The sequence below is a fragment of the Enterococcus sp. DIV0876 genome, from assembly GCF_050529585.1.
GTDB lineage: Bacteria > Bacillota > Bacilli > Lactobacillales > Enterococcaceae > Enterococcus_D.
Map to the genome: position 1 here is coordinate 909596 of NZ_CP172882.1, position 23005 is coordinate 932600.

Below are 23005 nucleotides of genomic sequence, written 5' to 3' on the forward strand. Positions count from 1 at the left end.
ACCTTGTTGCGGGGTTTTTTGTCTTTTCAACAGAAATTGAACACAATGCTTTACAAATCCGCTTGAAAAGATTACTATTGACGAGTCAACTGTTGACAAGTCAATAGTGAAAGGAGTAGAAATATGGAATTGGCTACTTTAAGCAATATCTTGTATAAGTTGAAAATTGCCAATCAAGAACTCACAGCTGCCTTTGAAAAAGAGACCGGCTTTAGTTTGACAAGGTATCAAATCTTACATATTTTGCAGCTTCAAACACGCTGTACCCAAAACCAGCTGCAGACAGAACTTTTGATCGACAGCGCTGCTGTGACGCGGCATCTGAAGATTTTGGAAGACAAAGGATTTGTGACCCGGATGCGCAACAAAGACAATAACCGCGAAATTTTTGTCGAACTGACAGAAAAAGCATCCCAAGGACTCACTTCTTGTGCCCGCAAGCATGCCCAAGACGAAGATAGTTTAGGCATCAATTTGACGCCAGCAGAAGCAGCCCAACTGGAAGCATTATTAACCAAACTCATTCAATGAAAGAAGGACAATATCAATGACAGAATACAGCAATAACAATTTCGCAGACATTACCTTTGGCAGAAAATCCGTTCGTGTTTACGACGAAACCTATAAAATCCCACACGAAGAAATGCTGACAATGATTCAAGAAGCAACGACCGCTCCTTCAGCAGTCAACATGCAACCATGGCGTTTTGTCGTTGTGGAAAGCGATGAACAAAAAGCCCGCTTAAAACCATTGATCCGTTTCAATGTTCGTCAAAATGATACCTCATCAGCAATGGTCTTGGTTTTTGGTGATCTGCAGTGTTATGAAATGGGGGAAGAAATCTATGACAAAGCGGTAGCAGAGGGCAAAATGCCCGTCGAAGTCAGAGACCAACAATTGGCAGCTATTATCCCTCATTACCAACAACTCACCAAAGAACAGATGAGTGATGTCGTGAAAATCGACGCCAGTTTAGCAGCGATGCAATTCATGTTGGTGGCTCGTGCCCATGGCTATGAAACCAATCCAATCGGTGGTTTCGAAGCGGATCAATTGGCGGAAGCATTTGGCTTAGATAAAGAACGATATGTACCAGTGATGATCCTGTCTGTTGGGAAAGCCAAAGAACTAGGGTATGAATCAGTCCGCTTAGACGCAGCCCAAATCACGACATTTTTATAAAAATAGCATCGGAGGTATGCACAATGGAAATCATCAATGCCGTATTTTATATCAAAGAGGAACAAAGAACGGCTTTTATGGCAGCTGTTCAACCATTATTGGCTTCGGCCAGAGCAGAAGCAGGCTGTCGCGGCTATCATTTATATGAATCGATCGAAGAAGCCAATCGTTTTGTGATGGTAGAAAAATGGGCCGATCAAGCAGCGATCGAAGCCCACAATCAAACACCAGAACTGCAGCATCTATTCCAAAAAATGCCAGAATTCGCGGCCAAACCCACCGAAATCACAGTCACCCATCAAGGAGAATAAGCATGAGCCTACTAAGTATCGTATTGATCATTTTGGTCGCCTTCGAATTTTTCTATATCTGGTATTTAGAAACCATCATGACCAAGTCTGACAGCACAGCAAGAGTCTTCAATCTTCAACCTGCTGATCGAAAACAACCAGTTGTCCAAACTTTGTTCAAAAACCAAGGTGTCTATAATGGCCTGATCGGTGTGGGCCTGATTTACAGTGTGACCTTTGCCCAAGCGTCTTTAGAAATTGCCCGTCTCTTACTGATCGGCATCATCCTTGTGGCCGCTTATGGCAGTCTGACCAGTGACAAGAAAATTATATTGACACAAGGCGGATTGGCGATAGTAGCATTGATCACGACATTTTTTTAACAGATTTTGAAAAAAGGTAACAGTATAGAAACGTGGCCTCGATTTGACCGGTAACTGGCATCTCAACAAAAAAAGTCAGCTCATCAGCACCGGTTAATGGGTAAAAACGGCAAGCCCAGCTAAAGGCTGACAAGTACTGAAGAATCAGAATCGGTCACTCGTGAAACAGCGATGGACGAATGCCTGGGGATCCGGCAAGAATAGTTAGGGTTTGTAACCGACGATCCTTGATCGTTGGAACAGGGAGCTATAGTATTGATATTCCTTCTATATTGGACGAGTGAAGATCATCGTTCAATGTAGAAGGAATTTTTTTTGTCGCAAAAAAATCCTCAACCATTCACTGACAGGTTGGATTTACCTCACTTGATCATGTCAATCATTATCCTAAATATGGCATATATCATCATAATCAACCAAATATTTATGGATAAAAGGTTTGCTATTTTATGGAGCAACACAGCATTTTTTTATTCATTTCATGCGTTATTTTTTTGTGATACTTATCACATTTTTGTTTTTTAATTTTCTCATAAAAAGCTGAGTTTGATTAAAAAAAATCAGTGAGTATGAAGGTTGGATTACAGCAATTATTTTTTGTTCGTATTATTTAATTACAATATAATATTTATAAAAATAAAATAGAACTAGTTATTGTTTGACTAAAAAAAACATACCAATTATAATTTTTTATGAGAAAGCAAATTTTTTATTATAAATAAGGAAGATTTTTATTTATATTTTTGATAAAAGTCATTAAAATTGAATGAATAAAGTCTTAAATAAAATAAGATTTTATTTTTATACTTTTTCTTTTATCAAAAATAACGTAAGTGTTGGATTGTATGGCTGCTTTCTCATAAAAAAAAGGAGGAAATAGATGAAGGAAAATAACTACAAAAAAATGATGCAAATCAAAAAAAGAAAGAAGAAAATCGCGCAAGCGTTGGTAATCGGAGCGATCACTTATGGCGCTTTTGGACCAAGTTTATTCTCAGAAAATTTGTCAGCATATGCTCAAGAAATCACGTACGGAGTAGATGTTACAACTGATGGATACATCCGGATTGATGATCAAGTGATTCCAGTCACTGCGGGTACTAGTGTAAGTTTACCTGCCAATGGAAGCCTGAGTATTGATGGACAAACCTATTCTTTATCGGATGCAACATCGATTGAATTAAACAATCTGTCAATTTCTGGTATTGCTTATCTTCAAAATTTATCCAGTTTAACAAGTTTGACTATCAGTAACTGTTCTTTCCCGAATATGCTTTATATAATCAATAATGATTCCTTGCCTACTCTAACAATCAAAGGCTCTTCATTTGATAGGATATTGCACATTAGTGGTAATGCTATTCTTAGCGTGGCTGAAGCGATTGATTGTGATTTTAAAAATGATACGGCGCAAATAACGGAGTACAAAGTTTATGCTACAGGTAATGCTACAGATTTTGAAATGCAGTTTGAAGACTCTCGTTATGTAGGAAGTGGCACACCAGCAATCAATAGTACGATTCATGATTTGAGCACGAATTATACGTGGCATGGTAAAACAGCTTCATCTCCAGCGGGTCCAGGTGAGTTTGTGGAAGCTGGTGTGATCACTGTTGACGGTGTTACTTATGATGTCGCAGGGAAAAAAATATGGTCTTCTTATTCTGGGAATCAATTAGTTGTTAGAGAAAATAATTCTGTTGGTACGGTATTGATTCGTGTGGATAGTCCAACAAGTATTATCTACGATAGTGTTTCTGCAAATCTGGTGGATGTAAATGGGTTGACATCTTTACAATCACTGGTCATTAAAGACTCTGAATTTGATCTTTATTTGGCTGCGAGCATGGTTACAGGACAATTGACATCTGTGGACGTCTCAAATACATCCTTTGGTCAATATATTTATATGACTGGCAATCCTGAACTAGCGTCTGTATCCATTGATAAAGTATCAGTTGGGGAATATCTAACGATTAATAATAATTCAGGGGATCCCGATATTTCGATTTCTAACACGACAGTAGAGTTATATATAGATTTGGCTCTTGGCGGAGAAAGTACGTTCGAATTATCAAATACTGGACATCGCTCTTATTTAGTATACAACCAAAATGGTACTTCTACACTAGGAGATATTGATACCGATGCCGACGCGGATGCTGACGCTGATGCCGATGCCGACGCTGATGCGGATGCGGATGCCGACGCCGATGCTGACGCCGACGCGGATGCTGATGCCGACGCGGATGCTGATGCCGACGCAGATGCTGATGCCGACGCCGATGCAGATGCGGATGCGGATGCGGATGCGGATGCGGATGCGGATGCGGATGCCGATGCTGACGCCGATGCAGATGCTGATGCTGACGCCGATGCTGATGCCGACGCTGACGCTGATGCGGATGCAGATGCTGACGCCGATGCGGATGCGGATGCGGATGCGGATGCCGATGCTGACGCCGATGCAGATGCTGATGCTGACGCCGATGCTGATGCCGACGCTGACGCTGATGCGGATGCAGATGCTGACGCCGATGCGGATGCGGATGCAGATGCTGACGCCGATGCTGATGCCGACGCGGATGCTGACGCTGACGCCGATGCGGATGCGGATGCGGATGCGGATGCTGACGCCGATGCTGATGCCGACGCGGATGCTGACGCTGATGCGGATGCCGATGCTGATGCCGACGCCGATGCAGATGCTGACGCCGATGCGGATGCGGATGCCGATGCGGATGCCGACGCCGACGCCGATGCTGACGCCGATGCGGATGCCGACGCGGATGCGGATGCTGATGCTGACGCCGATGCCGATGCCGATGCTGATGCCGACGCCGACGCCGATGCTGACGCCGATGCTGATGCTGACGCCGATGCCGACGCTGATGCGGATGCGGATGCCGACGCCGATGCTGACGCCGATGCGGATGCTGACGCCGATGCCGATGCCGATGCGGATGCTGACGCCGATGCTGACGCCGATGCGGATGCGGATGCGGATGCGGATGCCGACGCCGATGCTGACGCCGATGCCGATGCGGATGCCGATGCAGATGCGGATGCGGATGCGGATGCGGATGCGGATGCGGATGCCGACGCCGATGCTGACGCCGATGCAGATTCCGATGCCGACGCCGATGCTGATGCGGATGCGGATGCTGACGCCGATGCGGATGCCGACGCCGATGCTGACGCTGATGCTGACGCTGATGCGGATGCTGACGCTGATGCGGATGCTGACGCCGATGCTGATGCCGATGCTGATGCGGATGCCGACGCAGATGCTGACGCCGATGCAGATTCCGATGCCGACGCGGACGCGGATGCTGATGCCGATGCTGACGCTGATGCTGATGCGGATGCTGACGCCGATGCGGATTCTGATGGGAATGGTACCAATTCTGGCGGAAACAAAGGAAGTTCTTCTGGATCAAGCACTTCAGGGAAACAGTTGCCTAAGACAAACGAAGTGAGCAGTGGAGCGGCTACATCTGCTTTAGGTTTTGGCGCTATTCTTACGAGTCTAGGTTTTTATAAACGCAAAAAAAGATAATTGATTGCTACTAGCGAGCAGTTGGTTCGTTTGCCGATATTTAGGCAAACGAACCAGTACATAAAAGGTAAAAGAGGAGTACTTATGAGAGATTACAATATGCTAAATGAGATCAAACATTATTTTCTGAACCTAGAAGAAAACGAGGATACTGTATTTTTGGTTTCTTATTGTGACAACGATCAACGAGCAACAGTTTGGCAAACGCAAGCAGCCACCTGCGATAAAGCTTGGACAAAAGTGAGTAGGTATCTAACTAAATTTCCTATTCAACCGAAATGGATAAAAATCGATAAAATCACCAATAAAACATCCGTACCAAAAGAAATTGCCTTAAGACAAATCAAGGGAATCGATCGCAACAATTACTTTGCCGATGGTGTGGAGATGGGGGCTGTGCATCCTTTATACATTATGCCGGAAGAATTGACTGCAAATGCCTTGTTTGTCCCTCACAAGAATCATATTTTAGGGAAAAACCGTGCCCAGATGAGTCCCAACGAAAGGAATATCATATCTTATATTCAAAAAAGGCTGAAACGCAAAGTGCTCGATTCTGGCAATCATATCGGAAACAATTGGACTTTATTTAAGAAAAAGGGTGTTTTTATCGAAGGTGAAAACTGGTACGCCCTTGAAACTGATTTTTTTGGACAGGGTGTACGCGCCATCGATCAAAGCAATCAATTTGAACATCTTGAACAAGCAATTGTATCTGGCAGCAACTATTTGTCGCAGCAATTAAATGCAGATGGGTCATTTGTTTATGGTTATTTTCCTGCTTACCACAAAAAGATCAGCGGCTACAATTCTGTGAGACATTTTTCTAGTTTATATGCATTGCTAGAAGCCTACGAGTATCGCCAAGACCCTGATCTTATCGAAAAAATCGAAACAGGATTAAGGTGGGGCATCGAGAATTTAACAATCAATGTCAATAACCAGTTATTTGTTGTTGAAAAAACCAAACAAGGCAATGAATTGAAATTAGGCGCGCAAGCAATGATCATTCTAGCTTTATCAAAATATGAAGAAGTGACTAAAGATCGCTTCTATCATCAAGTACTTTTGAACTTTTTGGAAGGGATCCAAGCATTTATTCATGACAATGGCGAAACGTGTCATATTCTAACGGACACACTAGCGCAAAAAGAAAAATTCCGCATTATATATTATGATGGTGAAGCCTTATTTGCAATCATGCGCGCCTACCCCTTGACTGGGGACAAAAAATGGCTAGACCTTGGGGAAAAACTCATGGAACGTTTTATTCGAAATGGCTACGAAAAGTACCATGATCACTGGTTAAGCTATTCTGTCAATGAATTGACCAAATATTTACCAAAGCGTGCGTATTTTGCCTTTGGTTTGAAGAATGCGCTAGATAATCTGCGGTTCATTGAAAGACGTGATACAGCTTATCCAACAATGCTGGAATTACTCGTTGCTGCTGTTAAAATGGTTGAACGTATGGAGTCTATTGAGGCATGTCAAGGGATGATTACGGAAAAAGAGAAGGAAGAATTGCAAAGGGTTATGGAGAAGCGAACGATCCATGAATTGCGGACAGGGACCATGTGGCCTGAACTTGCGATGTACTTCGCGAAACCAACTACGATCGTAGGTGGATTTTATACCCGCCATGATCGATGCCGAATGCGGATCGATGACGCAGAACACTTTTTATCGGGTATGATCAACTATATGAATGTGCATAAAGGAGTGAAAAAAGATGGGACAATGGATAGAGAGATTGCAGCAACTGCCATATAAACGCCTATTATTATTACTGGTGCTCTTTTTGATGGCTTTACGTTACTTCAGATATCGGAAAGACAAGCAAGCGAGTGAAGATATATCGGATAACGACTTGAAAGACAAGTATGGACAAGAAGATGGCGTCTTTCCGTGGGAAGCCAACAATGACGATAATCCCAAAAAAATTCCGCCATCCGCAAAGCGCAAGCCGATTATTCATGATGGACCAAAGAGAGGCAAATGGTGATGACAACTTTAGTGAAAGAAATCTCAGGACTCACATACGATGATTTTCGAACAATAGAAGGGTACTTTTTATCGGATGAATGTGCCAAAGACCTCTTAATTTCTGATTTCGAATACCAAGGTCATTATACAAAACGATCCACAAGTACAAACCTGGGTTTTATCGCATTTACGAAAGATAGGCGTTCTGAAATCAACGGCAGAGAAGTAGCCTGGCCAGACGGAAATCAAGAAGCAATCGAAAATATCGACCATATCAGCTTATTGGTCACTGAGCATCCAATCGAAGAATTGAAAGAGACGTTGCCTCAATTTATTGTGGAAAACACTTGGAAGTTTATGCTGGCGCTAAGCCAAAAAATCAGGTCAGCAAACACAGCCAAAGTAATTGCCATTACTGGCTCGGTTGGAAAAAGCAGTACCCGTTTGATGGTGGATCAGTTGTTGCAACCAAGTCACGACATTCTTTCGAATCGCGGCAATCACAATACGCGATTTGCCATACCGCTATATCTTTGTAAAGCGTCCCAAGGACCAGAAATCTTAAACCTAGAAGTTTCATTGAATGCGTTAAATAATCGTGATTCCGGACCGATGAGTCCACTGATCCAACCAGATATAGCGTTGGTGACATCCGTTGGTGAAGCACACATGGCGACATTCAAATCGATCGAACAATTAGCTGAGTATAAGGGAAGGGTTTATGATGGGTTAAGTGCCAACGGGATAGCCATCATTAATCGTGATATCCATGATCATTTGTATCAGATTTTATTGGCTAAAGCACAAAAGAAAACCAATCGGATCCGTACTTACAGCATGACGGATCCTGATGCAGATCTATACTTAGTCAAAAAAAGTGAATTGAAGCATGGCGTAGAGATCACTATTTCTTTAAATGAAAAGCGCTATACCTACTTTTTGAACATTTCTAGCAAAGGAATGGTTGAGAATTCACTGGCTGCATTATTGATCATAGACAGTCTGGGGATACCGATTACACAATGTACAAAAAATTTCGCCCAATACCGTTCTCTGCCGAAAATTTTGGAAGAAACCCATTATTCATGTCAAAATAAAGAGATCACCGTGCTTGATGATACCCATAATGCTTCGATACCTGCAATGATCAATGCAATCGAAGCCTTCAAGCAAAAACATGTGTATTATGGTGGAAAAAAAATTCTGGTCCTTGGGCAGATTGCTGACTTAGGCAGTCAGGCAGAAACATTACATCAGACACTATTGCCTTGGATCAATGAAAGTGGGGCTGATTTGCTGTTGGGATACGGCCCGTTGATGCAAGCAGTGACAGAACAATGCCAACTGGAAAGTGCGTGGTTCGACAACTTACAAGACCTCGTCCAAAAAATAAAGCATGAGATGACGGATCAATCTTTCATATTATTAAAAGGCTCCGTTTCACATAGCGACTTTCATCAAATCAGTGGTTTGTTAAAAAGAAGTTTGCGAGAAACCGTTAGGAATAGTTGATCAGCGTCAAGTGCTCAGATGAAAGTGTGTATTCATTTAGCAGGCGTGATCTGATAAAAAAGCGGACCTCCTTCCTCATTTTTTGAGGTGGAGATCCGCTTTTTTTGTGTGTTCAACGCAACGCACAGGATTCCTTCAAGCATACAGACAAGCAAATGGTGAACGTCTGCTGTGTATCGTTTGATGGATGACGCAACAAAGAAAAAGAGAAGTCAGGTTTTTTCCTTCGCTTCGTGTGGGGAATCATGGTTCTTGTGTTGTTTTTTCCTTGATTGGAAATAGTAGATCGAGTTGCATTTTTCCGTGGTCAAAGTTAGGATTTTGGAGATTTCCCCGATAATTCAATTGTTCTTCTAAGCAGCGATCCATATCGTCTTCGAGAGGTGACACACGAATACTTTGCCAATCGTTTTCATATTGGTCGCTCTTGGATACCCAATCCCGCAGTAATGACCAATGGTCAAAATCGCCCATTTGAATCATATGGGCGGCATATAGTCCGCCGGTGAAGGTACGTTTTACAAGTGGCTCTGGTACAGGCATGTTTTCCGGGATCGTCACCCACATTTGATATTTTTGCGAGTTTTCACCAATTCCTGTTGCACCTTGAGAACAATCAAAGCCAAAGTGACGAATATCTGGTTTGATTTGCAGCAAATCATGGGCCTTTACAAAGTTTGTCATCAGATCTGCAACGATATCCTCGCAGCCATTTCCGGTCGCACTTGCTGCGGCTACCGTCATTGGCGGCAAATAGATGACCCTTACATCTGTCAGCTGGTTTAGCGTTTCATTTGCTTTGCTCAACTCTTCCATTGGTTTTTCCTCCTGTAGGGTATTTTTGGGGAAGGAAATCTTTTCGACAATAGCTAATACAGAATTATCAGTGAGACAATCAAGTTGTAATTGCATGTTTGCTTTATGCTTCATTTCTTGGATCAGCGTATTCAATAAAGAACGCACGGTTGATAAAGCGGTCATTTCCTTATCCAGTTTGTTCAGGTTACGTTCGAAAATCTCAACCACGTGTGTGGCGTCATGATTGTTAAAAATTTCATGGATTTGCTTCACCGGCACACGAAATTTCCGCAAGATAATGATTTGTCTCAGTCTACGTATGGCGACTTCATCATAAACTCTATACGCATATCCTTCCATGCGACGACTCTCGATCAATCCAACTTGCTCATAATAGCGAAGCATACGACTTGATATACCAAGGCTTTTTGATACTGTACTAACGGTTTGCATTGCGTGCATTAGGTCTGCACCTCCCCCTCATAAATAAGCATAAAGTACGACACGGTGTTCGTGTCAAGAAAAACTCTTCTACCATTATTCTAACATGAAATGACCCTGACACCTTCTTATTGTATGTGGGCAATTTATGTGGTTTAGTTAGATAGAGAAATCGACCCAAGCTGTGTTAACATATCTGATGACGCCCAAAATGATTTATATACTGTACGAAGAGGTGAACCATGATCCAAATCAAGCAAATCACGCAAACAAACCAACAAGATATCCGTATCAAAAATGAACCTTTCAAGATATGGGGCAAGATGCTCCCCGCTTATAACAATGGCGTATGGTCATATCAGACGGATATCTATCCTTTGGCGCAAGTAACAGAAATGTGCTTTCCTGATGAAAACTATGACTATCAGCAAATGAGCAACGATACGGTCTTCTTTGGTGCCTACCACCAAGCAGTTTGCATTGGTTTAGCGGTGGTGCAAAAAGGAATCTTTAAATATGACTATTTGTTTGACCTGAAAGTCAATCAAGCCTATCGCCAGCAAGGGGTTGCCCAATTGTTGATCCAACAAGCCTATGAATGGGCAGTAGCGCGGGGAAATCTTGGCTTATACACGATTGGTCAAGACAATAATCTATCGGCATGTTTGTTTTATCTGAAAGCAGGATTTCGCATCGGCGGTTTAGATACGGATGTCTATCGTGGAACAGCCCAAGCCGGCAAAGCGGACATCTTGTTCTACTTGGATAAAAAGAAGCAAAAAAAATAAGCCCTACGGCTTATTTTTTTTGCGGGTGATATCTTGATGGGGATCTTGATAATAGTTTGCGTTCAGTTCATCATCAATAGAAGCACCAAACAATGAAACCAAACTAGGAACAAACCCGATCACACCAAGGAGGAAAGCAATAGGAAGATAGACTTTCTTCTTTTTGTACCAGGGGGTTGCTTTCATCAAGATCATCCTTTCCTTCTATTATATAGAGCAATTATATAGAGCAATTACTTGGAAGAATATTTGCGGCTCTTGGCCTTTTTGTAGTACCCGGCTGCCAAGTCAAAACCAAAGGAGATAGCAAGTAAAAGTAGACATTCATTGAACAAACCCAAAATAGGAAGTGTATCAATCGTGTACTGCCCTTGGATCAAATCGATGATATGCAGAAAAAAAACGCCTATGAACGCAATCAATAGATGGTAAAAAACTTTTTTCATGATGTACCTCCTTCAATCTATGGATAAACCGATTTCATTTGCTTCTAGTAGAACAAGATACTCAGAACAAGACACTCATCAAGAAGCCAACAAGCAAAACGGCAACGACCTCACAAAACATCTCGACAGTACGGCTGCCATCTTTTATAAAAAAAGTAGAGGTAGTCTTGCCACTTAGAAACGACCCTCGTCGATAATCAGGCGGATAAACATAATTCAATAGAGAACTGATCAGGCCAAGCAATATTCCTTGCAAAGAAGACCCATCAAAAATCAAGTAGACAGCAAAAGTTAAGATAAGTAAGTCAACAATGTGTAGATATCTGAGTTGTTTTTGCGTAAAGGTCAACGAGTAAGCCTCCTATCCATTGCGAAGCGAAAGTCTAACTATTTATACTGAGCGGTATAAAATAATCATAGCATAAAAGACTTGATTTACCATGTATTCAAAGTGATGTGACAAGAATGATAGTTCTCCAATGATCCTTCTCAAAGGATAGCGGCCAAACAAAAAAGACCCATCCAATGGAAAGGTCTTGCAGGGGATTTCATATAATGACGGTACCCATGGCGAAAGAAAAATGATAGGATAGAACCATCAACGGTTGTCCGGACGCAAACTAGTTGCAGCGAATAACGCTTTGACTAATATCGGTGTCAAAATTGCTGCAGTGATGACTTCAGAAACACCATTGGTCAATGCAATACCACCTAGTGTCACAAACAAAGCAGACGTATCAACGCCATATGTATTTGCGACTAGTCCCGTGTATAAGAGCCCCATTAAAGACAGGACCAATACGGTATTGGTGATCGTTCCAAAGATAGCAGCGACGATCGAGGCAGCCACGACTTTCTTGGTTTTTTTGTAGATCAAGGTGAAAAGCAGGCCAGCAACCAAACCAACCAAAACCCGAGGGACTACAGAGATGATGGGATTTGTAAATACAGCGATATCTAATGGCGTCGTTGGCGAAGTGAAGGCACGGAAAATCGTGAACAATCCCCAAATCAACCCAATGAACATGCCATCTTTCGTGCCTAATACAATGGCGGCAACGATCACGGTTACGTGAATGATGGTCAAGCTGGTGATGCCAATAGGAATATAGCCGAGGAAAGGCACCATTGTTTGTAAAATAATAATTGCAGTCAGAATCGCACGAATCACCAAACGATAGGTTTTGTTCTTTGTATTCATAGGACACACTCCTTTTATTTTCAAAAATGACACTTGTGTCATTTAATGTTAAAATGATTATACCCTAGAATGACACGAGTGTCATTAATAAAGTGACGAAAGGAGCAAAAATATGACCACGAACCCGCAATCCATCAAAACAAAAGACAAAAAACAGCAAAAGCGTGAGGCCATCATTGAAAGCGCCAAAGTCGTCTTTAGTCAAAAAGGCTTGATCGATGCAACGATGAAAGACATTATCGAGGAATGTGGCATCAGTCGCGGGGGCATTTACCTGTATTTCAATTCAGTAGATGAAATTTTTCTCGCAGTCTTAGAACAACGGGCCCGACGCAAATTCGATGATGTGCGTAAGATGATTGCCGATCAGGTGCCGTTTGAAACGATTTTGGACCAATATTTTGCCGATCACCGGGACCGGTTGCTGCACAGTATTTCCGATAGTATGCTGCGGGCGATGTATGAATACTATTACACCCACAAAACTGCAGCATCCAGTTCGCTGCAAGAAGCGCAGCTGACAGAAACCAAACGGACGATCCATGAAATCTTCCAAGTAGGCGTTGCCCAACAGGTGTTGAAAGATGAAGACTTGGATGTCATTGCCGAAAATTATATGTTTGTGATCGAGGGATTAGGGATTCTTGCACTGACAGGACATATCAATGAAACCATGATCAATAATCAATTCACCATGATGCGTCGCTTACTTCCTTATCAATGAACGAGACAATCAGCTGCAGGTATCTGTGGCTGATTTTTTTGTTGTCATCTTGCTGAAATCTAAAACGTGCATTATTTATTTGGCTGATTGTGGGGAATCGATCCGCAAGTCGCCTAAAAGAGCGATAGCAAAGGGGGAACACGGTATTGACCCAGTGAGAAAATCCATGTGATCAAATAAAATAACTTAGTGTTTATAATGTAATCAAATTGTTAATCTGTGATATTTGGGTTCGTTTGGAAATTATGGTAAAATAATAAATGTCAAATTCAATAAAAAAAATAATCTATTTTGAATCAAAGGAGGAAAAATGAAAAGAAAAGGTTTCGCTTCAATCTGTTTGTGTGGTTTATCGCTTACTCTTTTGGCAGCACCTTTACAAGGGTCAGCCACTGGGTTCGACCAAATGATTCAACGAAAAAATAACGAAATTGAACAACTGCGCACGCAGCGGCAAACGATCCAAGAGCGGATCACCCATTTAACCAGCGAGATTGACACCATAAACAAAGAAGCACAGGTGTTGCTGCAAGAACAAAATCTACTGTATCAAGATATCGATCAATTAGAAGAAGACATTGCGCAATTACAAGTCAGAATCGACAAGCGTGCAGCCAATATCGAGGAACAAGCGCGGGAAACGCAAGTCAATGGCAAAAGTGATCAATTGATGGATGTTGTTTTAGCAGCCGATTCCATCAGTGACTTTGTCGGTCGTCTCCATGCGATGACGACGATTGTTCGAGCGAATAATCAAATGATCACGCAGCAAAAATTAGATCAAGAAGACTTAGCAAACAAACAAAAGGAGTCAAAAGAAAAAGTAGCTACACTTCACGCCACCCAAAGTCGCTTAGAAGCACAAAAGGGCGAGATCGAAGGCAAACAGGCAGACTTGAATGTCGAAGTCAGCACATTGGCTTATCAAGAATCGGTGAAAGAAGACGAAAAGCAGCAATTAAAAGTCGAAAAAGAAGCTTTTGAAGCCGAGCAAGCGCGGATCCAAGAAGAAGCGACGCGTGCAGCAGCCTTGCAAGCGCAAGCTGAGGCGCAACAAGCCGAGCAAGCAGATCTTGCCGTTGCCCAAGAAGTGGCGTCAGTTGAGGGAAGTGGCGCTGCAAGTGAGGCAGTCAGTGTCATGCCTGAGGAAACCCCTGAAGCAAGTACGCCTTCTCTGCCAGTAGAGACACCACCCGTTGCTGCACCTGTTGAAGAAGAGGTCTCGACGCCTGAAACACCTGCACCTGAAGAACAAGTCGTCCAAAGACCTGCAGCACCGACACCAGCTCCGACGCCAGCTCCGACGCCAGCACCAGCACCTGCATCGAATGGTGCAGCAATCGTTGCCGAAGCCTACAAACATCTTGGCAAACCTTATGTGTGGGGTGGCAAAGGACCGGATAGTTTCGATTGTTCTGGCTTTACCCGATACGTCTATCTACAAGTGACGGGGCGAGATATCGGCGGCTGGACTGTACCGCAAGAAGCAGCCGGTACTGTGATTTCTGTGAGTCAAGCCCAAGCTGGTGATCTTTTATTTTGGGGAAGTGCCGGCAGTACCCACCACGTAGCAATTGCACTTGGCAATGGACAATACATCCATGCCCCAAGACCAGGAAAAACAATATCGGTGGGGTCCAACAGCAGTTGGGCACCAAGTTTTGCAGTACGCGTCAATTAGGACAAAAAACGATAACGGCAAACACCTGTTATCGTTTTTTTTAGCCGGACATTACATTAAAGGAGCAAAAAATGGAGAGCAGAAAAACAATCAGAAAACGAATCAAGCGGCAGCAAAACAGCGCACTCTGTCGAAAAGGCGTAGCGCTGACGACGATCTGTGCAACGACGATCCCTTTGGTACCATTGACCGTTTTTGCCAACGAGGAATCCGATCAGCATTATACGATCAATGTCGTCGAGCATAGCGGGGATGACAGCAGAAACGATAGTAATGAGGATAGCAGGAAGGATAATGATGGGCAAGACGAAACAGCATCAAGTCAACCTGAACAAGACAGTCTGCCAGAAGAGGTGGTCGATGATCCGCCAGCAGAGCATGAGCAAACTGTAACAGAAGATCAACCAGCGATCGATGAGGAGCCATCTATGTCAGATCCAGAAATAGATCCAGAAGTGTTTCCACCATTAATGGAAGACGATCAATCAGCGCCAGCACAAGAGTCTGTGATCGCAGACGATACTCAGGTCTTGCCCTTTGAAGATTTGCGGAATGCGCGGTCCGCCAATCCCCAGGCCTTTATTCAACAAATTGGACCAATGGCGCAACAAGTAGCAGGGGCCAACGATTTATACGCGTCGATCATGATTGCCCAAGCAATCCTTGAATCGGGATGGGGACAATCTCTTCTGACAAGACAAGCAAACAACATGTTTGGCATCAAAGGCAGTTACAATGGCCAATTTGTAGAAATGAAGACATTGGAAGATGATGGCAAAGGCAACTTGTATGAAATCGTTGCGCGATTCCGTAAATATCCTTCATTAAAAGAATCATTTGAAGACAATGCCCATGTCTTGCGGACAACGTCATTTACATCAGGTGTCTTCTTTTATTCGGGGGCTTGGCGTTCAAATACCAATTCCTATCGAGAGGCTGCCCAATGGCTGCAAGGACGCTATGCAACAGATACCACCTATGCCAGCAAATTGATCAATTTGATCGACACATACAATCTCACCCAGTATGACAGCAATAGTGGTGGGAATAACGGCAATAATAATCAATCCAACAATCAAGAAACAGCCATCAATCAGCAGTTTCGCACGACAGCAGCGTTGAACATCCGAAGTGATGCTTCGACAAGCGCCAGCATCACGGGATCATTAGCCAATCAAGCCACGTTCCAAGCCGTTGCCCGCAAAAGCGGCACTAGCGTCAACGGCAATACCACCTGGTATCGGATCAATGGACGAGGCTGGGTCAGTGCAGCTTATGTGACAGCGGTCGATAACAATCAGAACAACAACCAAGAAACAGCCATCAATCAGCAGTTTCGTACAACAGCAGCAATGAACATCCGCAGTGATGCTTCGACAAGCGCCAGCATCACGGGTTCATTAGCCAATCAAGCCACATTTCAAGCTGTTGCCCGCAAAAGCGGCACTAGCGTCAACGGCAATACCACCTGGTATCGGATCAATGGACGAGGCTGGGTCAGTGCCGCTTACGTGACAGCGGTCAATAACAACCATAACAACAATCAAGAAACAGCTGTCAATCAACAATTCCGCACGACAGCAGCCTTGAATGTCCGAGCTGATGCATCCACCTCGGCCCGCATCACTGGGACGCTGGCGCGACAAACAACGATCCAAGCAACCGCCCGCAAAACCGGCACCAATGTCAATGGCAATACGACCTGGTACCGCATCAATAACGGTTGGGTCAGCGGTGCATACCTGCAATCTGTATCAGGCAACAACAACGCAAGCAGTTCAAGCAACAAAACCTATACCGTCAAATCAGGAGATACATTATGGCAAATCGCCGTAAACAATGGTATTTCCGTCAATCAGCTCATGTCATGGAATAACCTCAGCAGCACATTGATCATGGTCGGACAGCGTTTGGTTGTAGCAAGATAAGCCAACCGCAGCATGAGCAATAAATCATGATAGGTAAAAAGGCAATCGGTGTTCATCATTGATTGCCTTTTTTATCATATCTGATGGATTAAACGTGTCCTCTCGATCGAACAAGCGGTATACTAGAACTATATGATTTATGACAAAATAGTGCATCAATCTATAGGAGGGAAATATGGACACATTCAATCAAATCGTCTTATTATTTTTTATGTACAGTTTTATCGGCTGGCTCTGGGAAACGATTTATTGTTCACTGAAAGCCGGCCATTTTGTCTATCGAGGGTTCTTGATTGGACCGATCACGCCTATTTATGGATTTGGGATTCTTGGCGTGGTCTATCTCTTGCAACCGATCCATGGGTCGACCGCAGCATTATTCATCGCCGCAGCGATTCTGGTCACGATCTTGGAATACGTAACCAGTTATCTGTTAGAAAAATTTTTTCACGCCTCATGGTGGGATTACAAAGATGTCTGGCTGAACATCAATGGCCGCGTGGCTTTGCCCATCTCCTTGTTTTGGGGTGCTTGCTGCGTCTTGATCGTGCGGGTGATTCATCCAAGGCTATTGCAAATTGTCGGCAGCCTTTCAGATCATGTTGGTTTTTTGTTGCCAGTGGCATTGCTGATGCTGGTTTCCTTCGATTTGGGCCTGACCTTGGCAAACATGGCAAGCTTCCAACGGGCCGTCAAACGCCTAGAACAAGAACTCGAACAACAGAAAGCATCTGCTGGCCAATATATCGATGCCGTAGCAGACAAACGCCTAAATTGGCAAGAACGATTGCAAAAGTTGCCGGCAGAGTGGCATGAGATGAAAGAAGCCTTACCCAAACTGAATTTCCAACAAAGAAGATTCCTAAAAAACTTTCAGCGGTTGAAAGTCGAAAATATTACAAATCTCCAAGAACTCAAGAGCTTCGTCGAAGAATTACGCAAAAAATAAGCCGATTGTTACATTCATGTTACAGTGCGGAAGAAGAGCTGATTGTGATGGTTCTATGCTTTTGACAACAGTTTTTATAAAAATTCTTCATTTTACAGGAGTCTACGCTTGTTTTGTAACAAATTGTAAAATTCCTGAAACAAAACTCCCTTGCTTAATTTGTATAATAGAAGCGTTGGAAACCATAGTGAAAAGTGAGGGAATTTTTTGAAAGCCAAAAAAATAAGAACAATGCTTGTTGCCTTCGTGGCAGCCGGAACCGTTGCTCCGATTTTTGCGCAGGCGGAATCGCTTGAATCATTGCAAGAACAAGAAAGTGCAGTCTTGCAACAAAGCCAAGCAATCAGTGCCGAAGTACAAATCGCTTTAACTGATGTCAATCATACCTATAGTGAAGTCGAATCTCTGAAAGCGCAAATCGCTGAAAACGAAGAAACGCTGGCACAGACCAAAGCAGACATCGCTACCGCACAAGAAACCATCGAGAAACGGGAAGCAGTAGTTGCAGAACGAATGAAAGAAATCCAAGTCAATGGGGGCGCAACGCGCGACTGGACTGTCTTACTCGAATCAGCCAATATCCAAGATTTTATCAATCGCGCCTATGCGATGACGATGCTCCAAAATCTTGAAAAAGAAAAAATCAGCTCATTGTCTAGCGAAAAAGAAAAACTTGAAACATTGCAAGACAAAGCCGAAACCACACAAACCAACTTGACTGCCGATCAACAATCATTGGAAGAACAAGCCCAAGCGTTGGACAGCAAGATCAGCAATTTGCAAGCGCAGTTGAAAGACAACGAATCAACCCTTGCACAGATTGCGTCAAGCAAAGAAGCCGAAGAATCACGTTTAGCTGCTGAAAAAGCAGCCAAAGAGAAAGCGGCAAAAGAAGCTGAAGAACAAGCCAAAGCCGAAGCCGAGGCAGCAGCCAAAGCCAAAGCCGAATCAACGAGCCAAGCAGCCGAAACGTCATCATCCACCAGCAGCGAGGCTTCTAGCAGCACTTCGTCAAGCAGCTCAAATAGTTCAAGCAGTTCTAGTAGCAACAATTCTTCTAGCAGTTCCGACAATACATCATCAAGCAGCTCAAATGATACCAGTAATTCAGGGTCAACCAGCGGCAAGACTATGATGATGGAATCAACGGCATATTCATATGCCGAAGCAGGCGCCAGCTATTTCACAGCCAGCGGCACGGATTTACGCAAGAACCCAATGGCCGTAGCCGTTGATCCAAGCGTGATCCCGTTAGGCACACTGGTCAATGTAGAAGGATACGGTGTGGCATTGGCATTAGATACCGGTGGCGCCATCAAAGGCAATATCATTGATGTGCATTTCGATAATGAACCTGCATGTATTCAATGGGGCCGACGCCAAGTCAAAGTGACAATATTAGATTAAGCAACAGAGAAGACCTGATCCTTGAGGTCTTCTTTTTTTTGCGCAAAAAAATCCGCTTTAGCTAGGGTCAGCCAAAAGCGGATCTAATTTCAGGGCCAGCGCATCCCAGTCATTCTTATCGGGGAAGGTCTTGAACAGCAGACAATCGATGGTAGCGCCATATTCTGCTGCATATTCCGTATAATTGGTCACCACCAAATCGATCCGATGACGCTTGAAATAATCTGGGGACATTTCATTGGCATCAGGAAAGTAAAAATGACGGGAACTGCGAATATAGCGTGTAGCGGAACTTCTTAAATATTGACAGATAAAGTGGGAACCTTCAAAGAGAAAGGCCACATTTTTGCGGTCTTGCCAGTATAAAGACTGGATCGAACAAGCATATAATGTCAGACTCGCCATAATATGGGTCAAACTTTTGGCATCCCAAAGATATGCATAGTCACTGTTGGTCCGAAAGAACGCTTGGCAACGGCGCCATTCTTCGGGAAAGTTCTCTCGGGCAAACGTATTCACTTCTGGCGTATTGTGATTGAGCAATGGTGTCATCATTTGCTTTAGATGGACGACAGTGAAGAAGGATTCCAGCAACACCCGTTCTCGGGCCACATCTTTGGTTTGCGGCAAGAAAGTCGCCACCAGATCATGGGCCAAATGTTTGATTTGCGGATGGTGATTGAATTTTTGACAAAAATTTTTTTCACCGCTGATGTCACTGATCGAACGGCGACCAAACACCAAGATAAATAAGTGGACCAACTCAGCCACCGACAGTTCCCTTTGGTAGTGGCAATGGATGATTCGATTGATTTTGGCAAATGCATGGAAATCGGATTGCTTGGTGACCAAATCAATCAAACAGGTGGGCGCTTCAATCAGATAATTGGCACAGTAGCGTTCCAAAGTAATATAGAGGTAATAATTGAATTCACCGAAAGAACATGATTGATTCAAACGTTGGTGGCAATCAGCAAATAAGGTCAGTGTGATATCGTGGACGGCAATTGGCGGGAAAATGGTGTGGGCAGTGATCTCCGATTCATAATAAAAATCATGAAAAAATTTCCGGATGTGGCTTTCTTTACCGATGAACGTTACCGGGGAATATTGCATCTTCAACCCATACGCCCGCAATACAGGATGGATTTTCTTCAAATAGCGCAACACGGTACTTTCGGAGATATGATATGTTTCTGCCCATTCCAAGGAACTACGCAACTCATTTTGGAAAATACTCTCCACGATATGAAAGAGCATTTCATCCGCAATCAATGACCGCTTGGCTGTGAGATACTGTCCCGGATGGCAGATACCAAACACGTAGCCCCGGTGGGAAGATTCGATGCTGACAGAATCACCGAAATGCAGCTTCAAATCATTGATATCTGAGACAATCGTTCGTGACGTGCTGTTAGAGACTTCCGCCAATGTTTTGGTGGAACAAACCGGATTCTCCTCAAAAGTGTCTAAAATACGCAACCAACGCAAGGTAGCAGCATTGGTGACAAAGTGGGTCTGCAAATTTTTCACGACTCTGCTCCTTTCTATGATAGCCTGTACAATTCTCTCTATAACTATCTTAATGAAAACGAACACGTGAAAACAAATCACCAATTTCACCGTGTGAGGAAAATTTTGAAGCTTTGTGAATCATTCATCCATTATAATAGATGAAAATGCACAATTCCGATCAATTATCATACGCTGCAATATACACAGATGTATTGTCATAAGATTCATTGGAAGAAAGAAAGCGAAAGTTAGGGAGATCAGATGAGGATCAAAGCAAAGGATTTCGAAAAGACGATGGCCGTGACCCAATACCTAGATTACTTCTATGCCTTATGCAGCAACACAGCCCCGAGTGAAGCTGTCAAAGATCATGTAGCACAGCTGGTGTATCTCGTTGAAAATCAAATCGCACAAAAACTGCGCAGAAAAGCCAAATATTCTAGATGGACCAGAACCTACCGCATACCAGCCAGTCAAGCTGTTCATTATAGACAATTACACCGATTGTCGCTTTTTTTTGCGCGGTTGGAGATGGACAAGTACATTCCTTCGGCCTACATCGAACAAGCACGCAACATGGAATAAATTCCGGAGGCGCAAGACCCTCGACAGCCACACCAATAGAATGAATTGGGGAAATCAACATGGAATGGTATAGCAAAAAGAAGAAGGTTAATTAGACCAGAGGTAAAGAAAGCAAATGACTTTGCTTGATTATGCTAAAAAACATATTGGCTGCTTTCACGGAATGAATCCTTTGAAACAAATGATTGTACGAAATTAAATGACAAATGGTATATAATAATATGGTAACCTCTTTCATTTGACCAAAATCTTATTGACATTAACTGCAATAAACCATAAAATTTACTTGTTTCTAAAAATATAGAATTGTTCAAATTAGTACGACTTTGTAAAAAAAAGCAAAATAAAAAGAAGTTGCATTCAGTCTCAGATGCATTCGGATGTATCAAAATACTGATCATGCGTCATCAACACTTCTTCCATAGATAACAGCTTCATTGCAACAACACACTTAAGTCTTGTCATCTTATGGATGCTTTCCTACATTGATGGAGCGGTTCTATCAAGTTTTTACTCAAAATAGTAGGCGGCAGCGGCTATTTTTTTGGATTAAATGATAACAAAGACACGAATAATTTTATTTTCTGAGATCAAATAACAGGGGTTTTTAATAGAAATATCATGAATATCCTTTCATTGAGGTCTATTTTCTCATATAATAAGATAGAATTGCCTTGTATAGTTAAGTAATCTTGAAGGCAGATTTTTTGTTTCTACACAATTGAATTAAGGAGTGTGTTCATGGGAAAGCCGTTATTTAAGACTTTGACCGTTTTGTTCGTGGGTATTGGAGCGGTCGCGATCTGCTTGTTAGGCTACAGGCAGAACAACCAAAAGCAATATGAACAGCGGGTGGCATATGCACAGACCGCCATTGCTACAGAGAAAGACAGTCTAGCAGCTATTGCAGAAGAGATTGGCAAACTATACAGCAACGATGACCAAACATTCTTGAGAAAAGACCTGACACAAGAAGACGTCTCGAAACTGGTGGCCAAATTAGCAGCAATCAAAGTATCCGCGGATGACTATGGGATCGAGGAGGATGCCTTGCCAAGCGATTCCAAAGGTATCCAAGCGCAAAAAACAGCATTAGATGATCAACTGAAGGACGTGGAAGCAAAACTCAATGTCCAATCAGCGGCCGATGCCCTCTTTACCAAAGGGGTCTCAAATTGGCAAAAAGCGGAGAACAACGTCATTATCAAAGCAGATCTGAAGGTGACCGATGTCGGCAATGTCCGAGAAAACTTGAATTTCTTCGACGATAGCAAGTGGAAAGATCTCGTGACTGAGTATCTAGGCTACGCCGATGCCCAATTAGACCGAATCGCGAAACTTGATGAAAGCTTTAAAAGTATGTTAAAAGATAATGTAGTTACAAGTGAAGTCACCCTAGACAAATATCTGGGAGTGGTCGACAGTATCAATCAAGTGAGAAACGAAGAACTCAAAGAGAAATATGCGAAACTTGCTGACGCTATTTCGACACAAATGGGTTACGGCTATTACGGTAGTACAACATCGACAGCAACGGACACCTATTCAGATACGAGTGACACGGATTCACAAGATGAAAGTAACTGGACAGATACAGAAGCCGATACAGATTCAGCTTACTGATAAGCA

General features: G+C 43.1%; 22 protein-coding genes. 16 read left to right on the forward strand and 6 right to left on the reverse strand.

Annotation, left to right across the window (positions count from 1 at the left end):
* The first annotated feature begins 123 nt into the window (after nt 1–123).
* The 8 genes from IGI41_RS04205 (at nt 124) to IGI41_RS04240 (ending at nt 8913) form a co-directional block, all read left to right on the forward strand.
* Nucleotides 124–531 carry a MarR family winged helix-turn-helix transcriptional regulator gene (locus tag IGI41_RS04205; RefSeq protein ID WP_430611518.1) on the forward strand — a complete coding sequence of 136 codons (408 nt, stop codon included), beginning with the start codon at nt 124–126 and terminating at the stop codon, nt 529–531.
* A gap of 16 nt (nt 532–547) precedes the next feature.
* Nucleotides 548–1183, forward strand: a complete 636-nt coding sequence (locus IGI41_RS04210; RefSeq protein ID WP_430611520.1) for a nitroreductase family protein — start codon at nt 548–550, stop codon at nt 1181–1183.
* Between the two features lie 23 nt (nt 1184–1206).
* Complete coding sequence (locus IGI41_RS04215; protein ID WP_430611522.1) at nt 1207–1494, forward strand: putative quinol monooxygenase; 288 nt, start codon at nt 1207–1209, stop codon at nt 1492–1494.
* Nucleotides 1495–1496: 2 nt separating this feature from the next.
* Complete coding sequence (locus tag IGI41_RS04220; RefSeq protein WP_430611524.1) at nt 1497–1856, forward strand: DUF1304 domain-containing protein; 360 nt, start codon at nt 1497–1499, stop codon at nt 1854–1856.
* An 880-nt stretch (nt 1857–2736) separates the two neighbouring features.
* Entirely contained in the window at nt 2737–5415 is a 2679-nt protein-coding gene (locus IGI41_RS04225) for an LPXTG cell wall anchor domain-containing protein (RefSeq protein ID WP_430611526.1), read from the forward strand.
* Nucleotides 5416–5499: 84 nt separating this feature from the next.
* Nucleotides 5500–7188, forward strand: a complete 1689-nt coding sequence (locus tag IGI41_RS04230) for a hypothetical protein (protein WP_430611529.1) — start codon at nt 5500–5502, stop codon at nt 7186–7188.
* The gene (locus tag IGI41_RS04235) at nt 7148–7420 is read left to right on the forward strand and encodes a hypothetical protein (protein WP_430611531.1); all 273 of its coding nucleotides are present in this window, start codon (nt 7148–7150) and stop codon (nt 7418–7420) included. Before IGI41_RS04230 ends, IGI41_RS04235 begins: the two co-directional genes overlap by 41 nt.
* Nucleotides 7420–8913: a UDP-N-acetylmuramoyl-tripeptide--D-alanyl-D-alanine ligase gene (locus tag IGI41_RS04240; protein WP_430611533.1), complete on the forward strand. Its 1494-nt coding sequence runs from the start codon at nt 7420–7422 to the stop codon at nt 8911–8913. The genes IGI41_RS04235 and IGI41_RS04240 overlap by 1 nt, the downstream gene beginning before the upstream one ends.
* A gap of 243 nt (nt 8914–9156) precedes the next feature.
* On the opposite strand, the gene IGI41_RS04245 is transcribed toward IGI41_RS04240, so the two are convergent.
* Nucleotides 9157–10173 (reverse strand): MerR family transcriptional regulator, encoded by a 1017-nt coding sequence (locus tag IGI41_RS04245; protein WP_430611535.1) that lies wholly within the window; start codon nt 10171–10173, stop codon nt 9157–9159.
* Between the two features lie 221 nt (nt 10174–10394).
* On the opposite strand from IGI41_RS04245, the gene IGI41_RS04250 reads away from it, so the two are divergent.
* Nucleotides 10395–10940, forward strand: coding sequence for a GNAT family N-acetyltransferase (locus IGI41_RS04250; protein ID WP_430611537.1), 546 nt, complete (start codon nt 10395–10397; stop codon nt 10938–10940).
* A 3-nt stretch (nt 10941–10943) separates the two neighbouring features.
* Here the strand turns inward: IGI41_RS04250 and IGI41_RS04255 are convergent, their stop codons facing one another.
* The 4 genes from IGI41_RS04255 to IGI41_RS04270 form a co-directional block, all read right to left on the reverse strand.
* Complete coding sequence (locus tag IGI41_RS04255) at nt 10944–11126, reverse strand: hypothetical protein (RefSeq protein WP_430611539.1); 183 nt, start codon at nt 11124–11126, stop codon at nt 10944–10946.
* A gap of 47 nt (nt 11127–11173) precedes the next feature.
* Entirely contained in the window at nt 11174–11386 is a 213-nt protein-coding gene (locus tag IGI41_RS04260) for a hypothetical protein (RefSeq protein ID WP_430611541.1), read from the reverse strand.
* Between the two features lie 61 nt (nt 11387–11447).
* Nucleotides 11448–11735: a hypothetical protein gene (locus tag IGI41_RS04265; protein ID WP_430611543.1), complete on the reverse strand. Its 288-nt coding sequence runs from the start codon at nt 11733–11735 to the stop codon at nt 11448–11450.
* Nucleotides 11736–11984: 249 nt separating this feature from the next.
* A complete protein-coding gene (locus tag IGI41_RS04270) occupies nt 11985–12587 on the reverse strand; it encodes an ECF transporter S component (RefSeq protein ID WP_430611545.1) in 603 nt (200 codons plus the stop codon).
* A 112-nt stretch (nt 12588–12699) separates the two neighbouring features.
* Here IGI41_RS04270 and IGI41_RS04275 point away from each other — a divergent pair, with 112 nt between their 5' ends.
* The 5 genes from IGI41_RS04275 (at nt 12700) to IGI41_RS04295 (ending at nt 19276) form a co-directional block, all read left to right on the forward strand.
* Nucleotides 12700–13311, forward strand: coding sequence for a TetR/AcrR family transcriptional regulator (locus IGI41_RS04275; protein ID WP_430611547.1), 612 nt, complete (start codon nt 12700–12702; stop codon nt 13309–13311).
* A gap of 310 nt (nt 13312–13621) precedes the next feature.
* Complete coding sequence (locus tag IGI41_RS04280; RefSeq protein ID WP_430611549.1) at nt 13622–14992, forward strand: NlpC/P60 family protein; 1371 nt, start codon at nt 13622–13624, stop codon at nt 14990–14992.
* A 71-nt stretch (nt 14993–15063) separates the two neighbouring features.
* Nucleotides 15064–16920: a glucosaminidase domain-containing protein gene (locus IGI41_RS04285; RefSeq protein WP_430611551.1), complete on the forward strand. Its 1857-nt coding sequence runs from the start codon at nt 15064–15066 to the stop codon at nt 16918–16920.
* A 175-nt stretch (nt 16921–17095) separates the two neighbouring features.
* The gene (locus IGI41_RS04290) at nt 17096–17869 is read left to right on the forward strand and encodes a putative ABC transporter permease (RefSeq protein WP_430611553.1); all 774 of its coding nucleotides are present in this window, start codon (nt 17096–17098) and stop codon (nt 17867–17869) included.
* A 207-nt stretch (nt 17870–18076) separates the two neighbouring features.
* Nucleotides 18077–19276: a 3D domain-containing protein gene (locus tag IGI41_RS04295; RefSeq protein ID WP_430611555.1), complete on the forward strand. Its 1200-nt coding sequence runs from the start codon at nt 18077–18079 to the stop codon at nt 19274–19276.
* Nucleotides 19277–19333: 57 nt separating this feature from the next.
* Here the strand turns inward: IGI41_RS04295 and IGI41_RS04300 are convergent, their stop codons facing one another.
* Nucleotides 19334–20809, reverse strand: coding sequence for a helix-turn-helix domain-containing protein (locus tag IGI41_RS04300; RefSeq protein ID WP_430611557.1), 1476 nt, complete (start codon nt 20807–20809; stop codon nt 19334–19336).
* A gap of 243 nt (nt 20810–21052) precedes the next feature.
* Here IGI41_RS04300 and IGI41_RS04305 point away from each other — a divergent pair, with 243 nt between their 5' ends.
* A complete protein-coding gene (locus tag IGI41_RS04305; protein ID WP_430611559.1) occupies nt 21053–21376 on the forward strand; it encodes a hypothetical protein in 324 nt (107 codons plus the stop codon).
* Between the two features lie 741 nt (nt 21377–22117).
* The gene (locus tag IGI41_RS04310) at nt 22118–22999 is read left to right on the forward strand and encodes a hypothetical protein (RefSeq protein ID WP_430611561.1); all 882 of its coding nucleotides are present in this window, start codon (nt 22118–22120) and stop codon (nt 22997–22999) included.
* Nucleotides 23000–23005: the final 6 nt, after the last annotated feature.